Source organism: Sulfitobacter sediminis (genome assembly GCF_040811725.1).
Lineage (GTDB): Bacteria > Pseudomonadota > Alphaproteobacteria > Rhodobacterales > Rhodobacteraceae > Sulfitobacter > Sulfitobacter sediminis.
In genome coordinates this window covers 112,172-128,972 of record NZ_JBFNXX010000005.1, presented here as the reverse complement: position 1 = coordinate 128,972, position 16,801 = coordinate 112,172, and the positions used below count along the sequence as shown (strand labels likewise).

General features: G+C 63.8%; 18 protein-coding genes. 10 read left to right on the top strand and 8 right to left on the bottom strand.

The window, feature by feature from the left end:
- Positions 1–18 precede the first annotated feature (18 nt).
- From groL to AB2B41_RS08465, 4 genes are all read left to right on the top strand, one after another.
- Positions 19–1,662 (top strand): chaperonin GroEL, encoded by a 1,644-nt coding sequence (gene groL, locus AB2B41_RS08480; protein WP_367877342.1) that lies wholly within the window; start codon positions 19–21, stop codon positions 1,660–1,662.
- Positions 1,663–1,834: 172 nt separating this feature from the next.
- Positions 1,835–2,578: a sensor histidine kinase gene (locus tag AB2B41_RS08475; RefSeq protein WP_367877341.1), complete on the top strand. Its 744-nt coding sequence runs from the start codon at positions 1,835–1,837 to the stop codon at positions 2,576–2,578.
- A 111-nt stretch (positions 2,579–2,689) separates the two neighbouring features.
- Positions 2,690–3,337 carry a response regulator gene (locus AB2B41_RS08470; RefSeq protein WP_367877340.1) on the top strand — a complete coding sequence of 216 codons (648 nt, stop codon included), beginning with the start codon at positions 2,690–2,692 and terminating at the stop codon, positions 3,335–3,337.
- 80 nt (positions 3,338–3,417) lie between these two features.
- Positions 3,418–4,266, top strand: coding sequence for a DMT family transporter (locus tag AB2B41_RS08465; protein WP_367877339.1), 849 nt, complete (start codon positions 3,418–3,420; stop codon positions 4,264–4,266).
- Here the strand turns inward: AB2B41_RS08465 and AB2B41_RS08460 are convergent.
- Positions 4,232–4,687, bottom strand: a complete 456-nt coding sequence (locus AB2B41_RS08460; RefSeq protein WP_367877338.1) for an NUDIX domain-containing protein — start codon at positions 4,685–4,687, stop codon at positions 4,232–4,234. The genes AB2B41_RS08465 and AB2B41_RS08460 overlap by 35 nt on opposite strands.
- A 70-nt stretch (positions 4,688–4,757) precedes the next feature.
- On the opposite strand from AB2B41_RS08460, the gene AB2B41_RS08455 reads away from it, so the two are divergent.
- Entirely contained in the window at positions 4,758–5,552 is a 795-nt protein-coding gene (locus AB2B41_RS08455) for an esterase/lipase family protein (RefSeq protein ID WP_367877337.1), read from the top strand.
- Positions 5,539–6,681 (top strand): alpha-D-ribose 1-methylphosphonate 5-triphosphate diphosphatase, encoded by a 1,143-nt coding sequence (locus tag AB2B41_RS08450; protein WP_367877336.1) that lies wholly within the window; start codon positions 5,539–5,541, stop codon positions 6,679–6,681. The genes AB2B41_RS08455 and AB2B41_RS08450 overlap by 14 nt, the downstream gene beginning before the upstream one ends.
- Here AB2B41_RS08450 and AB2B41_RS08445 read toward each other — a convergent pair.
- The 3 genes from AB2B41_RS08445 to AB2B41_RS08435 all read right to left on the bottom strand — a co-directional run bounded on the left by AB2B41_RS08445 (position 6,678) and on the right by AB2B41_RS08435 (position 8,526).
- The gene (locus AB2B41_RS08445; protein ID WP_367877335.1) at positions 6,678–7,745 is read right to left on the bottom strand and encodes a 5-(carboxyamino)imidazole ribonucleotide synthase; all 1,068 of its coding nucleotides are present in this window, start codon (positions 7,743–7,745) and stop codon (positions 6,678–6,680) included. The two genes, AB2B41_RS08450 and AB2B41_RS08445, sit on opposite strands and share 4 nt — an antisense overlap.
- Complete coding sequence (gene purE / locus AB2B41_RS08440; protein WP_367877334.1) at positions 7,738–8,226, bottom strand: 5-(carboxyamino)imidazole ribonucleotide mutase; 489 nt, start codon at positions 8,224–8,226, stop codon at positions 7,738–7,740. The genes AB2B41_RS08445 and purE overlap by 8 nt, the downstream gene beginning before the upstream one ends.
- A gap of 75 nt (positions 8,227–8,301) precedes the next feature.
- Positions 8,302–8,526 carry a YdcH family protein gene (locus tag AB2B41_RS08435; protein WP_367877333.1) on the bottom strand — a complete coding sequence of 75 codons (225 nt, stop codon included), beginning with the start codon at positions 8,524–8,526 and terminating at the stop codon, positions 8,302–8,304.
- Between the two features lie 161 nt (positions 8,527–8,687).
- Between AB2B41_RS08435 and AB2B41_RS08430 the strand changes: the two genes are divergently transcribed.
- From AB2B41_RS08430 to AB2B41_RS08420, 3 genes are all read left to right on the top strand, one after another.
- The gene (locus tag AB2B41_RS08430) at positions 8,688–9,101 is read left to right on the top strand and encodes an Hsp20 family protein (RefSeq protein WP_367877332.1); all 414 of its coding nucleotides are present in this window, start codon (positions 8,688–8,690) and stop codon (positions 9,099–9,101) included.
- Positions 9,102–9,114: 13 nt separating this feature from the next.
- A complete protein-coding gene (locus tag AB2B41_RS08425; RefSeq protein WP_367877522.1) occupies positions 9,115–9,324 on the top strand; it encodes a DUF1150 family protein in 210 nt (69 codons plus the stop codon).
- A 74-nt stretch (positions 9,325–9,398) separates the two neighbouring features.
- Positions 9,399–10,271, top strand: a complete 873-nt coding sequence (locus tag AB2B41_RS08420) for a PhzF family phenazine biosynthesis protein (protein ID WP_367877331.1) — start codon at positions 9,399–9,401, stop codon at positions 10,269–10,271.
- A gap of 101 nt (positions 10,272–10,372) precedes the next feature.
- Here AB2B41_RS08420 and AB2B41_RS08415 read toward each other — a convergent pair whose 3' ends face one another.
- The 3 genes from AB2B41_RS08415 to trxB form a co-directional block, all read right to left on the bottom strand.
- A complete protein-coding gene (locus tag AB2B41_RS08415) occupies positions 10,373–12,091 on the bottom strand; it encodes a bifunctional sulfate adenylyltransferase/adenylylsulfate kinase (RefSeq protein WP_367877330.1) in 1,719 nt (572 codons plus the stop codon).
- A 139-nt stretch (positions 12,092–12,230) separates the two neighbouring features.
- A complete protein-coding gene (locus AB2B41_RS08410) occupies positions 12,231–13,922 on the bottom strand; it encodes an adenylate/guanylate cyclase domain-containing protein (RefSeq protein ID WP_367877329.1) in 1,692 nt (563 codons plus the stop codon).
- A 64-nt stretch (positions 13,923–13,986) separates the two neighbouring features.
- The gene (trxB, locus tag AB2B41_RS08405) at positions 13,987–14,997 is read right to left on the bottom strand and encodes a thioredoxin-disulfide reductase (protein WP_367877328.1); all 1,011 of its coding nucleotides are present in this window, start codon (positions 14,995–14,997) and stop codon (positions 13,987–13,989) included.
- 203 nt (positions 14,998–15,200) lie between these two features.
- On the opposite strand from trxB, the gene AB2B41_RS08400 reads away from it, so the two are divergent.
- Positions 15,201–15,701 carry an Lrp/AsnC family transcriptional regulator gene (locus tag AB2B41_RS08400; RefSeq protein ID WP_367877327.1) on the top strand — a complete coding sequence of 167 codons (501 nt, stop codon included), beginning with the start codon at positions 15,201–15,203 and terminating at the stop codon, positions 15,699–15,701.
- Between the two features lie 155 nt (positions 15,702–15,856).
- On the opposite strand, the gene AB2B41_RS08395 is transcribed toward AB2B41_RS08400, so the two are convergent.
- Positions 15,857–16,642, bottom strand: coding sequence for a Hint domain-containing protein (locus AB2B41_RS08395; protein WP_367877326.1), 786 nt, complete (start codon positions 16,640–16,642; stop codon positions 15,857–15,859).
- Between the last annotated feature and the right edge of the window lie 159 nt (positions 16,643–16,801).

The following is a 16,801-nucleotide window of genomic DNA, read 5'->3' as shown; positions in this document are numbered from 1 at the left end:
AATTTAGGAGAAACGAAAATGGCAGCTAAGGACGTCAAATTCGACACCGAAGCCCGCAACAAGATGCTCAAGGGTGTGAACATCCTGGCAGACGCGGTCAAAGTCACCCTCGGCCCCAAGGGCCGCAACGTGGTTCTGGACAAATCCTTCGGCGCACCACGCATAACCAAGGACGGTGTGTCCGTGGCCAAGGAAATCGAGCTTGAGGACAAGTTCGAGAACATGGGCGCGCAGATGGTCAAGGAAGTGGCGCAGCGCACCAACGACGAAGCCGGTGACGGTACCACCACCGCAACCGTGCTGGCCCAGGCCATCGTCAAGGAAGGCATGAAGTCCGTTGCCGCGGGCATGAACCCCATGGACCTCAAGCGCGGCATCGACATGGCAACCGCCAAGGTCGTCGAGGCCATCAAGGCCGCCGCACGTGAAGTTTCCGACAGCGACGAAGTGGCGCAGGTCGGCACCATCTCCGCCAACGGCGAGAAGGAAATCGGCCGTCAGATCGCGGATGCGATGCAGAAGGTCGGAAACGAGGGTGTGATCACCGTCGAAGAGAACAAGGGCCTCGAGACCGAGACCGACGTCGTGGAAGGCATGCAGTTCGACCGCGGCTACCTGTCGCCCTACTTCGTGACCAATTCCGAGAAGATGACCGTCGAGCTAGACGATGCCATCATCCTGCTGCACGAGAAAAAGCTCTCTTCCCTGCAGCCGATGGTTCCGCTGCTCGAGCAGGTGATCCAGTCCCAGAAGCCGCTGCTGATCGTGGCCGAGGACGTCGAAGGCGAAGCGCTGGCGACCCTCGTCGTGAACAAGCTGCGCGGTGGTCTGAAGATTGCCGCCGTCAAGGCACCGGGCTTTGGTGATCGCCGCAAGGCGATGCTGCAGGACCTCGCGATCCTGACCGGCGGCCAGGTGATCTCCGAAGACTTGGGCATGAAGCTTGAGTCCGTGACCATGGACATGCTGGGTTCGGCCAAGAAGGTGTCGATCACCAAGGACGAGACGACCATCGTCGACGGTGCAGGCGAGAAGGCCGAGATCGAGGCGCGCGTCAATCAGATCCGCACGCAGATCGAGGAAACCACCTCCGACTACGACCGCGAGAAGCTGCAGGAACGTGTGGCCAAGCTGGCGGGCGGCGTTGCCGTCATCCGCGTCGGCGGCATGACCGAGGTGGAAGTGAAAGAGCGCAAGGACCGTGTGGACGATGCGCTGAACGCGACCCGCGCGGCCGTGCAGGAAGGCATCGTCGTGGGCGGCGGTGTGGCTCTGGTTCAGGCAGGCAAGAAGCTTGACGGCCTGACTGGCGACAACAATGACCAGAACGTCGGTATCTCCATCGTGCGCAAGGCCCTCGAGGCACCGCTGCGCCAGATCGCCGAGAACGCAGGCGTCGACGGTTCGGTTGTTGCCGGCAAGATCCGCGAAAGCGAGGACCTCAAGTTCGGCTTCAACGCCCAGACCGAGGAATATGGCGACATGTTCAAGTTCGGCGTCATCGACCCCGCGAAGGTCGTGCGCACCGCGCTTCAGGACGCAGCCTCCATCGCTGGTCTGCTGATCACCACCGAAGCCATGGTTGCCGACCGTCCGCAGAAGGACAGCGGCGGCATGGGCGGCGGCATGCCCGACATGGGCGGCATGGGCGGCATGATGTAAGCCGTCCCGTCCGGACGAAATTACGCAAAGGGCCCTTCGGGGCCCTTTGTTGTTTCGAGTTAGGACAATTGGTGCCCCTTCACGCGCAAAACGTCGACCAGCCGCGGGTATCGTTAACACATATTAAACATCCACGGTGCTAGCCTCCGCGCACCCAAGCGCCGAGGTTTCCATGCAACACCAGACCGCCCCCGCCGCCGATTCCACCGTCGCGCCGCTGCCTGCCGTTGCCGGTTCTTCCCAGGATATCGAGGATTTCATTTATCTCATCAGCCATGACGTGCGTGCCTCGGTCCGCGCCCTTCTGGAACTGCCGCAATGGATCGCGGAAGATCTGCAAGAGGCAGGCATTCCCATCGAAGGCTCGGTCGCCTCGTCCATCGAGATGATGAACCGCCATACCGGCAGGCTCGACCGGATGCTGGTCGATCTTCTGACCTATTCGCGGATCGGCCGCATGCAGGAGGTGCGCGAGATCGATCTGACCGAGGCACTTGATCAGGTCCTAGAAGAGGTGCAGCCACCCGCCGGGTTCGAGGTGGTGCGCAGCCTCGATTGTGACACCGTCACCATGGGCGAGCGTGATCTGCTGACCCTTCTGGACGCCCTCATCCGAAACGCGATCAAGCATCACGACAAGGAACACGGCCGCATCGTCGTTACCTCCCATCGCGACGGCACCAAAACCGTCATCCGCGTCGCCGACGACGGGCCGGGGGTGGAGGAGAGGTTTCGCGAGAAGGTCTTTGGTGCAATGCGCACCCTGCGCCCGCGCGACGAGGTCGAAGGCAGCGGGATGGGCCTTGCCCATGTGCGCAAGATCGCAATGCTCTATGGTGGCAGCGCGCGGATGGAGTCGTCTCCCTACGGTCGTGGCTGCATGGTCGACGTGCGGATCGGCGTCTCTCACAACTAGCCAGACAGTCCGATCTCTTCATTTCGCGACAGTTCTGCCCCGAGCGTTAAGAATTGATCAGGAATTTGGGTGAATCCTAGGAGCACATCGAAATTCCAAGGATGAGACCCCATGCTAGAGGTAGCCCCAACACCGTCTCAGTTCCCAACGCAACTTCCGGTGCCGCGCGAGATTCGCGCGCTCTTGCTGGACGACAGCAACTTTGACCGCGCCCGCATCCGGCGGCTCAGCGACAAGACCAACCTGTCGATCCGTCTGGACGAGGCGGATAGCATCGCCCAACTGGACGAGGCCGTCGCGCGCGAAAACTATGACCTGATCCTGATCGACTACCGCCTGCCGGTGGGTGACGGGATGGAGGCACTGAAGCATGTGCTCGACAACGACCTGAACCGTCACGCGGGCAAGATCATGATCACCGGCGACAATGCCCGCGAGACCGTGGTTGAGGCCATGCGCGGCGGCTGCCACGATTTCCTGATGAAAGAGGAAATGGATGTCGAGGCCCTGCGCAAGGCGATGTTGAACGCGCTCAGCGCCGCACAGCAGCGCCAGCAGATGATCCTGCACGAGGCCCAGCAAACGGAGATCATCCGCCAGGGTCTGGTTGCCGCCATGCAGGACCGCGAAGTGCAGGGCAACGTGATATCCATCGTCCGCTCGCACTTTCCTCAGGGTGACGGAAACCGCTATCACGCCGCAGATATGGACGCGCTGCTGGCCGCGTTTAATGACGAGGACGAATTCATCTTTCACTAGGAACAACGGACCACGGCCGCGGATGCGCGCTCGGCGGCTTCCCCCTTGGCGGCATTGCGAACTACGGCTAAGCCAATGGCATGCGCCTTGTCCTTGCCACCGTCCTTACGATGATCGCCTTTGCATCGAATTCGATCCTGACGCGCATGGCCATCGACGGCGGACATATCGACCCGTCAGGCTTTGCGCTGGTGCGGGTCGTCTCGGGCGCGCTGGTGCTGGGCATGCTCATTACCCTGCGTGGCGGCGGGCTTCCGCTCCTGCGGCGCAATCGCATTCCCGGTGCGGTCAGCCTTGCCGTCTATCTTGTCGGCTTCACGCTCGCCTACCTCACGCTTGATGCGGGTCTTGGCGCACTCATTCTGTTCGGTGTCGTGCAGATCACCATGTTCGCCCATGGTGCCCTCAGCGGCGCGGCGCCCTCGCTCCGTCAGATCACCGGCGGAACCATCGCATTCCTGGGGCTGCTCATTGCCTTGTGGCCCGGCCCCGGCGGTGCCGCTGACCCCGGGGGCGCTCTGCTGATGATCTTTGCGGGCCTGGGTTGGGCAGCCTACAGCATCCTCGGGCGCAGCGCCGCCGACCCGCTGGCCTCGACGGCGGCAAACTTCCTGCTTTGCGTGCCCATTTTGCTGGTTCTGCTGGCGGGCACCGGTCTGCGCTTTGGCATCACCGGCATCGCGCTGGGCATCGTCTGCGGCGGTCTCACATCGGGGCTGGGGTATGCCTTGTGGTATTCGGTCCTGCCCCGGCTCACCGGTGCCACTGCCGCCATCGTTCAGCTCAGCGTGCCGATCCTCGCGATCCTCGCCGGTGCGCTTTTGCTGGGCGAAGCCATCGGGCTGACGGTCATCCTGGCCACGCTGTTGGTGGTCGGCGGCATCGGCTGGTCTGTCACCGCACGATCGGCTCCAGCGGGTCGTAAGTAGGCGCGCCACCCTCATCAAAGGCTACGGCAGCAAGGCTGTCTGGTTTGTGCGGCAGACGCACCAATTCCTCGCGTGTGACCCAATGCCATTCGGACACGATCCGTTCGGCGTCCTGCCAGCCGGGGTCGATCTCGGCGCTGCCGGTCAGATGACAACGGAAATAGACATCGACCTGGTGAAAACTGCTTCCCGGATCATGGAACTCATTCACGAGGCAGGGCGCGCCCACCTCGATCCTAAGCCCGGTTTCCTCGTAGACCTCTCGCACCAGATTGTCAGGCAGCGACGCGCCCACCTCGACCCCGCCGCCGGGTGCGCACAGCAGATCGCTCTGCCCGTTGGGGTAGGCATTGACCATCAGCAGCCGGTCCAGATGCACAATGACGGCACGGACGGCCAGCCGGGGGGATTTGGGGCGCATGGGCGTTCTTTCGCAAGGTAACTGCGGCGCAGCATTTCACACGCGCGCAATTCAGTCTATCTGATGTCCCATGAAAGTCCGTTTGTTGATCCTTGCCGCCTTCGTGGCCCTCGGTGCCTGCCAGCAAAGCCTGGCACAGCAGGATCGTTGCGTGGTCCTGCTGCACGGGCTGGCGCGGACCGAGACGTCATTTGCCCTCATGGAAGCGGCGCTGGAGAACGGCGGCTATCGCATCATCCGTCCCGGCTACCCCTCGACCGAAGCGCCGGTGGAGGAACTGACCCGCCGCACGATCCCCGATGCGGTCGCGGCCTGCGGGACACCCAAGGTCGATTTCGTGACCCATTCCATGGGTGGCATCCTCGTGCGGCAATGGGTGGCCGAGGCGGGCCCGGACCGCGTGGGCCGCGTCGTCATGCTGGGCCCGCCCAACCAGGGGAGCGAGGTTGTCGACCAGATGGACGACATCGCCGCCTTTGACTGGATCAATGGCCCCGCCGGGCTGCAGATGGGCACCGGGACGGATTCGCTGCCGCGCAGCCTGCCGCCGGTGACCTTCGAGCTGGGGGTGATCGCGGGGTCTCAGTCGCTCAATCCCTATTTCTCGACCCTGCTGCCGGGGCTGGATGATGGCAAGGTCTCGGTCGCCTCGACCAAGGTGGAGGGGATGAAGGATCATATCGTCCTGCCTGTGACCCACACCTTCATGATGAACAACCCCCGCGTGATCGCGCAGACCATGGAGTTTCTGCAGACCGGCGCCTTCGACCGCACGATGAGCTGGATCGACGGGGTTCTCGAGACCCTGGGCTGCCCAGAGGGGGAATGCATTCCGGGTGTGGAAGGTAGCGATGCCAAACCTTGACCTTGTGGGCGCCGACGTGCTGCACCCTGACGGGTTGACGGACGCGCCGCTGTCTTTTGCCGATGGCCTGATCGCCGATACGCCCGTGGGCAGGGCGGTGGACCTGAGCGGCTATATCGTGCTGCCCGGCATCGTGGACGTGCATGGCGACGGCTTCGAACGCCACCTCGCCCAGCGGCGCGGTGCGATGAAGCAGATGGACGAGGGGCTCATCGCCTGCGAGGCGGAGCTTGCGGCCAACGGGATCACTACGGCGGTGCTGGCGCAGTTCGCAAGCTGGGAAGGCGGGATGCGCGGCCCTGAGTTCGCAGGCCAGGTTTTTGAGGCCATCCGCGACGTGAAGGACCGGCTCGTCACCGACCTGCGCCCGCAGCTTCGGCTGGAGATTCATCTGCTTGATCTATACGACACGCTGCCCGCGCGGCTGGCGGAATGGGACGTGGGATATGTCGTCTTCAACGACCATCTGCCCCACGACCGGCTTGCGGCGGGCAAATTGCCGCGCAGCCTGAACGGTCAGGCGCTGAAAGCGCGGCGGAGCCCCGAAAAGCACCACGCCTACATGCTTGAGCTGCACGGGCAGCGCGATCAGGTGCCTGCCGCGCTGGATGCCCTGTGCCCCCGGTTGGCAGAGGCGGGGGTGCGCATGGGCAGCCATGATGACGCGACCGCCGAGGGCCGGGCGATGTGGCGCGCGCGCGGCGTGCAGATTGCCGAATTCCCCGAAACGCTGGAGGCGGCGGAGGCTGCTTTTCACGCCGGCGATGCGGTGCTGATGGGGTCGCCCAACGTGGTGCGCGGCGGCTCGCACAAGGGCAACATCTCGGCCATTGACGTGATCGCGATGGGGTATTGCCGCGCGATCGCGTCGGACTATCACTACCCGTCCCCGCGCCGTGCGGCGCTGATGCTGGCCGATGCGGGGGTTTGCGATCTCGCACAGGCTTGGGCCCTGATCTCATCCGGCCCCGCCGCTGTTCTGGGGCTCGAGGATCGCGGCACGCTGGCCCCGGGCAAGCGCGCGGATTTCGTCGTGCTGGATCGCGACAGCCGCCGCGTCGCCGCCACCTTTGCGGGCGGGCGCGTGTCCTACATGTCGGGAGAGATTGCCGAGCGGTTCCTGGCCTAGCTGGTGATCCGGTTCACATGCCCCATCTTGCGCCCCGGCTTGGTCTCGGCCTTGCCGTAGAGGTGGATGGCGCAGTCCTTTTCTTTCGCCAGTTCCGGCACGCGGTCCATGTCGTCGCCGATCAGGTTCTCCATGGTCACATCCGCATGCCGTGCGCCGTCGCCCAGCGGCCAGCCGGTGATCGCGCGGATGTGCTGTTCGAACTGATCGACGGTGCAGCCGTTCTGTGTCCAATGGCCGGAATTATGCACGCGTGGGGCGATTTCGTTGACGACGAGGCCTTGCGCCGTGACGAACAATTCGACCCCCAGAACGCCCACGTAATCCAGCGCGTTCAGAATCTTGGCCGCGATCAGCACCGCGTCGGTGCGCTGGGCGGGGCTGAGGCGCGCGGGAACGGTGGTGGTGCGCAGGATGCCCTCGCGATGCACGTTCTCGCCGGGATCGAAACAGGCAACCTCGCCGGTGGTGCCACGCGCCGCGATGACCGAGACCTCGTGGCTGAAATCGACGAAGCCTTCGAGAATCGCCGGGGCGCCGTTCATATCGGCCAGTGCGGGGTGGGCGTCTTCGGCGCTTTGCAGCCGCGCCTGTCCCTTGCCGTCGTAGCCAAAGCGCCGGGTTTTGAGGATCGACGGCGCGCCGATGTTGTCTAGCGCCGCGTCCAGCGCCGCACGGTCGGGGATGTCGGCAAAGGGCGCGACGGTGAGGCCGAGCTCCTGCAAAAACGTCTTTTCGGTCAGCCGATCCTGCGAGATGCGCAGCGCCTCGCGGCCCGGACGGATCGGCACCTGCGCCTCGATCAGGTCGAGTGCGGCGGTCGGCACGTTCTCGAATTCGAAGGTAACGACATCGCATCCTTCAGCGAAGGCGCGCAGTGCCGCTTCATTCTCGTATGGCGCGGTGGTCACCCGTTCGGCCACCTGCCCGGCGGGGGGTGCCGCGCCGGGTTCATAGATATGACACCGATAGCCTAGCCGCGCAGCCGCGACCGACAGCATCCGGCCAAGCTGCCCGCCGCCCAGGATGCCGATGGTGCTGCCGAGGGGGAGCGGTTCAGTCATCGCTCGGCTCCTGCGGGATCGAGGCGCTGAGGGCCGCGCGCCAGTCGTCGAGCCGCTTGGCAAGCTTTGCATCCTGAAGCGCAAGAATGCCTGCCGCCATCAGCGCCGCATTCGCAGCCCCGGCGGACCCAATCGCCATGGTGGCCACCGGATAGCCCTTGGGCATCTGCACGATGGAATAAAGCGAATCCACGCCGGACAACGCCCGCGTCTGCACCGGCACGCCGATGACTGGCACCCGCGTCTTCGAGGCCATCATCCCCGGCAGGTGCGCGGCCCCTCCGGCGCCCGCGATGATCACCTGCAATCCGCGCTCGACAGCCGTCTTGCCATAGTCCCACAGCCGGTCGGGCGTGCGATGGGCCGAGACGATCCGGCTTTCGTAACCGACGCCCAGTTCGTCGAGCAGCACGGCCGCCTCGCGCATGGTGGCCCAGTCCGACTGGGACCCCATGATGATACCGACAGGGGGGGTGGTCATCTTTGTCTGCCTTCGCCAGAGGATCGGAGCGCGCACTATAGCCAGTAAGCCCCGCAGGGCAACGGGTTATGGGGGTCAGGCGATGATATCCGGCGTCAGGCGGTCCTCGATCATGGCGATCATGTCCTTGAGCCGCAGCTTGCGTTTTTTCAGGCGTTGAACGGTCAGCTGGTCCGATGTCCCTCGCTCGGTCAGCGCGCGGATCGCCTCGTCCAGATCGCGGTGTTCGCGCTTGAAAACCTCAAGCTCGACGCGCAGGACCTCGTCGGTTTTCATCGCCAGATCGTTGGGGGCGTTCATGCGGCCTGATTCCGTTCAACCTTGTGTTATTTCTCAATATAGGCGTTCACCGTGAATGGGCAAAGCCCTTGCATGGCCGCATTTCCGCCCCCATATTCAGCACAAGGGTCGCCATAACGGGGCCCGTGATGACTGTCGCTTGAACCGTAAGGACGTGTCGCATGACAAAACTGACGCTTGCTTCCTATCCTCACATGCTGGGGTTCGAACAGCTGGAGCGTGTGCTGGAACGCACAGCCAAATCCGGCAACGAAGGCTATCCTCCGTTCAACATCGAGCAGACCTCAGACTGGAGCTACCGTATCACGCTCGCCGTGGCCGGTTTTTCCGAGGATGATCTGTCGATTACCATCGAGGACCGCCAGCTCGTGATCCGTGGCCGCCAGACCGACGACAGCGAAGGGCGCGTGTTCCTGCATCGCGGGATCGCCTCGCGCCAGTTCCAGCGGTCCTTCGTGCTGGCCGACGGCGTCGACGTGGGCGAAGCGCGAATGGAAAACGGTCTGCTGCATGTGGACTTGACCCGCGCCAAACCCGAGACAGTTGTACAAACCATCAAGATCAAGAAAGGGTAGGACGATGCATGACATGAACACCCCTTCCGGGGATCGAACAGTATACGTCAAGACGATTGCCGTGACCGATCTGCCGCGTGAAGTACGAGATCAGGCCGAGGGCCTTGAACATCTTTACGCTGTTCACGATGCGCAGGGCCAGCAGCTGGCGCTTGTCGGGGACCGCAAGCTCGCTTTCGTGCTGGCGCGACAGCATGACTATGCACCGGTAATGGTGCACTAGGGCGACTTGGGCGCAGACACTCTTGCTAAGGCCGCAGATGATCCTGCGGCCTTTGTTGTCTAGGGGAGCAGGATATGGAATTCGATTTCGACTGGGTTGACGCCTTTGCAAGCGAGGCTTTCGGCGGCAATGGCTGTACGGTTGTGCACGGGGGCGCGGTCCTGTCCGATAAGACCTGCATGGCCTATGTACGCGAAACATCCCTTGTCGAATGTACCTTCACAGGCCCCTCCGAGGTCGCCGATTTGCGGGTGAAATACTACCTCGCCAGCCGGGAGATTCCCTTTGCCGGGCACCCTACCATCGCCACCGTCGCGGCGCTGATCCACCGCGGCAAGGCGGGCGAGGGCAGCCTGACGCTGGAAACCGGGGCGGGGATCATCAAGGTCGACATCGCGAGCGATCTGATAACAATGACCACGGTCGCACCGACCTTCGGTGCCGAAATCCCGCGCGAGATCGTGGCCCCCGTCGGCGGCATCACTGCCGACGACATCGTCGCGCCGCCACAGCTTGTCGCAACCGGTCTGCCGTTCTGTATCACGCTGGTCAAGGACCGTGCCACGTTGGAACGGGTGTCGCTGAACTCCAAGGCGCTGAACGATTACTTCGCCCACCTGGGGCAAGAGACAACGGATACGCTGGAGCCATACTGGATCACGCTTGAAGGTGCCACGGCAGAGGGCGATACCTTTGCGCGGCTCCTGCTGGCGCCGCCGTCCCCGCCCGAGGATCCGTTCACCGGGTCTGCGACCAGTGCGGCAGCCGCCTATCTCTGGTCGCGGGGCCTGATCGCCGGGCCGCGCTACACGGCCGAGCAGGGGCACGGCTTGGGCCGCCCCGGACAGGCGCAGGTCGAGGTGCTGGGGCCTGCCGATGCGATCACCGGCGTCCGTGTGAGCGGGCGCGGCGTGGTGGTGATGTCGGGGACGGCATACCTGGTCTGACGGAGCGGAGAATTCCCTTGCAAGGAAATCCACAAGACTCTTGCAAAAGCCTTGGCCGCGCGCGGGGTTGAAGCCGGACAGAACCGACCGGCCACACCGTCTTATTGCGCCGCAATGAGCCCCATGCTCTCCAGTTTCAAAAGCACCTGATGCGCGCAGGTGTCGACCTCGACACTCTCCGTCTCAAGTCGCAGCTCCGGCTTCTCCGGCACGTCGTAGGGGTCTGAAATCCCGGTGAACTCCTTGATCTTCCCCTCGCGTGCCAACTTGTAGAGGCCCTTGCGGTCGCGCCGTTCGCATTCCTCGAGGCTGGTCGCCACATGCACCTCGACGAAGGCACCGAAGCTTTCGATCTCTTCGCGCACGGCACGGCGGGTGGTGGCATAGGGCGCGATCGGCGCGCAGATGGCGATGCCGCCATTCTTGGTGATCTCGGAGGCCACGTAACCGATGCGGCGGATATTGAGGTCGCGGTGTTCCTTCGAAAAGCCAAGCTCGGAGCTGAGGTTCTTGCGCACGATATCCCCGTCGAGCAGCGTCACCGGACGCCCGCCCATCTCCATCAGCTTGACCATGAGCGCGTTGGCGATGGTCGATTTTCCCGAGCCGGAGAAACCGGTGAAGAACACGGTAAAGCCCTGCTTGGATCGCGGCGGGCGGGTGCGGCGCAACTCCGCCACGACTTCAGGAAAAGAGAACCAATCGGGGATCTCGAGCCCCTCCTGCAGACGCCGCCGCAATTCGGTGCCCGAGATGTCGAGGATCGTCACGTTGTCGCGGTCTTCGATTTCGTCCGCGGGCTCGTACTGCGCGCGCTCCTGCACGTAGACCATCTGTTTAAAGTCTACCATCTCGATGCCCATCTCTTCCTGGTGCTGGCGGAAGAGGTCCTGCGCGTCGTAGGGGCCGTAGAAATCCTCGCCCTTGGAATTCTTGCCCGGCCCCGCGTGATCGCGGCCGACGATGAAATGGGTGCAGCCGTGGTTTTTCCGGATAAGCCCGTGCCACACCGCCTCGCGCGGGCCGGCCATGCGCATGGCGAGGTTCAGCAGGGACATGTTGGTCGTGGCGGCCGGGTATTTGTCCAGCACCGCCTCGTAACAGCGCACACGGGTGAAGTGATCGACATCGCCGGGCTTGGTCATTCCGACGACCGGATGAATGAGCAGGTTCGCCTGTGCCTCGCGCGCGGCGCGGAAGGTCAGTTCCTGATGTGCGCGGTGCAGCGGGTTGCGGGTCTGAAAGGCCACCACCTTGCGCCAGCCCACCTTGCGGAAATAGGCCCTGAGTTCATTGGGCGTGTCGCGCCGGGCGCGGAAATCGTAGTGCACCGGCTGCTGGATGCCGGTCACGGGTCCGCCGAGGTACACCTTGCCCGCCTTGTTGTGCAGGTAGTTCACCGCCGGATGCGCGTCGTCATTGGTACCGAACACCTTTTCCGCCTCGCGCACCTTGTCGGGCGTCCAGCGGTCGGTCACGGTCATCGTGGCCAGGATCACGCCTTCCTGGTCGCGCAGCGCGATGTCCTGCCCGATCTCGAGGTTGTTGGCAAACTCCTCGCCCACGTCCAGCGTGATCGGCATGGGCCAGAGCGATCCGTCGGCCAGCCGCATGTTCTCGACCACACCGTTGTAATCGTCCTCCGACAGGAAACCCTTGAGCGGGTAGAACCCCCCGTTCATCAGCAGCTCAAGATCGCAGATCTGGCGCGGTGTCAGGTCGTGGCTGACCAGATCGGCGGCCTCCACCTTCATCTTCTGGGCTGAATCGTAGGACACGAAAAGCTCCGGGATCGGAGCGAGGTTGGGAAGCATGCTCATCTTACTCTCGTCATTTGCCTCTGGACTCTGAGAGGCTTTGGCCCGCCTATGCCGTCTGCCGGGGGGGCGTGTCCAGCATGGCATGGGCCTTGGGGGGCAAAAAGTGTCTTTCCGATGCAGGAATGTCCGTTTTGCCGCCTCAGGCGGGTTCTTTCGCGCCGAGAATGCTGAGTTGGTCGCCCAGATTGCGCGCATCCTTTACCGGCCAAGCGTGGAGCGGCTCGCTCAGCCCCCGCAACTCGAGGGCGGTCAGCACGGTCTCGGGCAACAGATGCCCCGCCGCCCGCAGAAGCGGGGACGAGACGAAGGCCTGAACGCCGAATTCCTTCGTGACCCCCTCGATCCTCGAGGCGGTGTTCACCGTATCGCCGATCAACGTGCGGGGCGCATTGCCTGCCGCCCCGATCTCTCCCAGCACCACCTCGCCCAGATGCGCGCCGATCCCGATGGCCACGGGGCTTTGCCCCTCGGTCTGCAAGGTTTCGTTAAAGGCCTCCAGGCACTGCGCAATTCCCTCGATTGCACTCAGCGCTGCCTTTGCGGAACTTTCGGCATCGGCCGTCTCGAATACCGCGAGAAATCCGTCGCCCAGATACTTGTCCACCGTGCCCCCCGCCCGCGTGATCGCGGGGACAATGGCGTCAAAGAAACGGTTCAGCAGAAAGACCACGTCATAAGGCAATTGCCCGGTCGTCCGGGCGGTAAAGCCGCGCATGTCGAGGAACAGCAGCGCAAGCTTGCGCTCCTCTCCCTGGCTGGCGTGATCGCGCGACTTGCGGCGGCCGTCCGGCTGGAAGACCCGAAAGACGGTCATCGGATGCATGGGCCTGATCTGGCAGGCAAGACGGGTGTTGGGGTCTGCGCCCACGGCCTCGAGGCTGCGCGCCTCCGCCTCGCTTGGCGGATGAAGCAGGTCCCCCCCTTCTTCCACGATCACGCGGCAGGTCGTGCAACGGCCCCGCCCCCCGCAGAGCGAGGCATGGGGCACCCCACGCACGCGCGACATCTCCAGAAGCGTCAGGCCCTTGGGTGCGGTAATCTCTGTGCCGCTCGCGTAGGTGATCCTTACCGATTGCCGGCGCGACCGGATGTACTTGACCCCGTAGACCACCGCCAGGATCACGAGGATCGCCACGAAGACCCAGCGTGTCTGTCCGGTCAGCGCGATGAGCGTGGCAAAGGTCTCGCTGTCGGGAAAGTTGAACCGGGTGAGCAAGGCAGTGCGCATCTCGGGATCGGCGAAGAGCGCCTTCATCCGACGCCCCTCGACCAAGAACCCCGCAAGCGCAAAGCCGGGCACCAGCGCAGCAAAGCCGATCAGCGCGGGCAGCGCCCTGCGCCACCAGACCTTGCCGCGCAGCCAGAAATGCAGACCGACACACCCATGCACCCAGACCACCAGCAGCAGAAGACTTTGCTTCCAGCCATCCCAGGTGTCATGCAAAAGCAGCGTGATATACCCCATCTCGTCGTTCACGCCGTAGATTTCATGCGTGGTGCGCGTGTGGATCAGATGCGCCACCAGCAACAGCGGGATCACCACGCCAAGGGCGATCTGCGCCGCCTCCCAGAAGGGCATGCGCAGCGTCCCGCGCCCTGCAAGCTTGGTCAGCGCGAGGATCATATGAACGAGGAAAGCACCGTAAAGGATGATCGTCCCGATCAGGCTGCGCGTCACGATCTGCCGCCAGTCTTGCGCCACTTCCATCCAGACCGGCGACAGCAGGCCCAGACCGATGTTCAGAAAATGCGCCAGCGCATAGACAAACAGAACCAGCCCGCTTGCGATGCGCAAGCGCGTGGCCCACGTGCCGCGCCAGAGATCGTCCATGTCCTGCCCCTCGGCTTACCGCCCGACTTTGGGCGGCGGCAGGGGGCAGGTCAAGCGCAGGAGCCTATTCCGCCACCTGCGCGCCGTAGCCCATGGGCAGGGAGGTATCCTTGCCGCCCTCGACCTCGGCATCCTCGCCATGCTCGGCAAGGAACCGCTCGGCCTCAAGCGCTGCCATGCAGCCCATGCCGGCGCTGGTCACCGCCTGGCGGTACTTGTGATCCGTCAGATCGCCCGCGGCAAACACGCCCGGTATGGAGGTTTCGGTGCTGTCCGGCTTGGTCACCACGTAGCCGCCCATGTGGGTTTCCAGCACATCCTTGACCAGCTCATTTGCGGGCGCGTGGCCAATCGCCACAAAGACGCCCTTGCAGGGGATGTCCGTGATCTCGCCCGTCTTGACATGCTTGACCTTGATCCCCTCCACCCCCAGCGGGCTGTCGGTGCCATAGACCTCTTCCAGGGTGTGGAACCACAAGGGCTCGATCTTGGGGTTCTTCATCAGCCGGTCGATGAGGATCTTCTCGGCTCTGAGTTCGTCGCGGCGGTGCACCAGCGTCACCTTGGACGCGAAGTTGGTCAGGAACAGCGCTTCCTCCACAGCGGTGTTGCCGCCGCCGATCACCACGATCTCTTGCCCGCGATAGAAAAAACCGTCGCAGGTCGCGCAGGCCGACACTCCGAAGCCCTTGAATTTCTCTTCCGACGGCAGGCCCAGCCACTTTGCCCGCGCGCCGGTGGCAAGGATCACCGCGTCGGCCACGTAAGTCGTGCCGCTGTCGCCCTTTGCATGGAAGGGCCGCGAGGAGAGGTCCAGATCGGTGATGATATCGCTGATCACCTCGGTGCCCATGGCCTTGGCGTGGGCCTCCATCCGCACCATCAGGTCGGGGCCCTGCACCTCGGTATCGCCGGGCCAGTTCTCGACCTCAGTCGTGGTGGTCAGCTGCCCGCCCGGCTCGATCCCCTGCACGAGGATCGGCTCCAGCATCGCGCGGCTTGCATAGACGCCGGCGGTATAGCCCGCTGGCCCCGAGCCAATGATCAGTACCTTTGTCTTGCGTGTCTCGGCCATCTGCTGCATCCCCCGGATCAATCTGTAGCGGCCCGCCCGATATAGCCCCGCCCGGGCAGCACTTAAACCCCTTGCAAAAGCCCCGGCGAAGGTCCATGTCGGCGCGGCTCGATCTTTGTCGAAAGAATCTTGCGCTAGCACGAAACATTATTGCGGCTGCGCGCGGCGCTGCTATAAGAATCGCAATTTCAAAGGGGACTTCGATGGCAGGAACACGGCTTGATCCGATTGATCGGAAAATCCTGGCTGAGCTGCAGGCCGATGGGCGCATGACCAACGTCGAACTGGCCAAGCGCGTGGGCATCTCGGCCCCGCCCTGCCTGCGCCGCGTCCGGACGCTCGAGGAACAGGGGTATATCCGGGGATATCATGCCGACGTGGACGCGCGCGAACTTGGTTTCGAGGTACAGGTCTTTGCCATGGTGGGCCTTGCCAGCCAGGCCGAGGCCGACCTCAGCGCGTTCGAGCAGAAGTGCCGCGACTGGCCGCTGGTGCGTGAGTGTCACATGCTGAATGGCGAAGTCGATTTCATTCTGAAATGCGTGGCCCCCGACCTGTCGAGCTTTCAGAGCTTTCTCACGGGCAGCCTGCTGACCACCCCCAACGTGGAAAGCGTCAAGACCAGCCTGGTGATCCGGGGTGCCAAGGATGAACCCGGCGTGCCCTTCGACGTGCTGGAAAAGCGGCTTCAGGTCACGCCCTGAAGGCGGAGCACGGATTTATCAGACCTGCCTGAGACCACCGCGCCCCGGCCCTGTTCCGGGGTTTGATCGCTTGCCGACGAGGCCCCGGGATCATGTCCGCGGCTTGGCATTCTCAGCTTGCCGGGTGACGTATCCGCGACAACGCTTCCGCCCTCTCAGTGCGCATCAGCCTCCGCACGGACCTCGGGCGCGCGCGGATGCGCAAGCGGTCCGAAGTCCGCCACCTCGCCCACCAGCGGGAACATGCCCAGAAACCGTTCCCGCAAGCCTTGCGGCAGCGAGTGAAGCGCCACCGTGCCCGGGTGATAGGTCTCCATCTCGATCCCGCCCGCAATAACCGTCGCATGCCGCTCAAGACAGATGTGGAACAGGCGCACGGGCGTCGGCGGTACCACTCTTATCACGTTCACACCGTCGGCGAATTCATGCACCGGCGTCAGCAAGCGCTGCTCCCCCGCTTCGGCGCGCAGGCGATGTGGGGTGTGCAGGATACGCGCGGCCGGGCCAAGGGTGATAAAGGAGCTGGGCCGCCCCACGCCGAAGGCATCCGCCATGATCCGCACAAGCGGCATCCGGCGGCCCGCATCCGCGGGAACAAAGCTGCTTGACCCGATCCAGTTCACCCGGGCTTCTTCCCCGTCGCCGGTATTGACCATATCGCCCGGCTGCAGGTCCTCGATGGCGACGGGCCCCCGCGGCGTGGCGATCAGCGTGCCTCGCGCGAAAGCGGAAAAGGCGTTCTCGAACAGCGGCACCGCCGGTGCCTTGTCCTGACCGATATACAGCGATCCATCGCCGCGCAGCGCGGCGATCTCGTAGCTGCGCATGGGCATCTTGAGCCCCGGACCCGGGTCGCGCGGCAGTCGGGCTGCCGGGCGAAAGTCGCGCAGATGAGCGGGTGAGGTGGTCGGGCGTGGGCCCGTGGCGGCGGTCAAGGTCATGCGATCCCCCTTACAAAGGTTGGTCACATCCGTGTTGGCCCCCACCAACAGCACGGAAATAACGGAATGTCATTTCAGTCTTCGGTAGAGACAAAATCCCGCCAATCAGGCCGCTTTGTCAAAAATTGAGAGACATTGGTGACACATTTGGCCCCAATT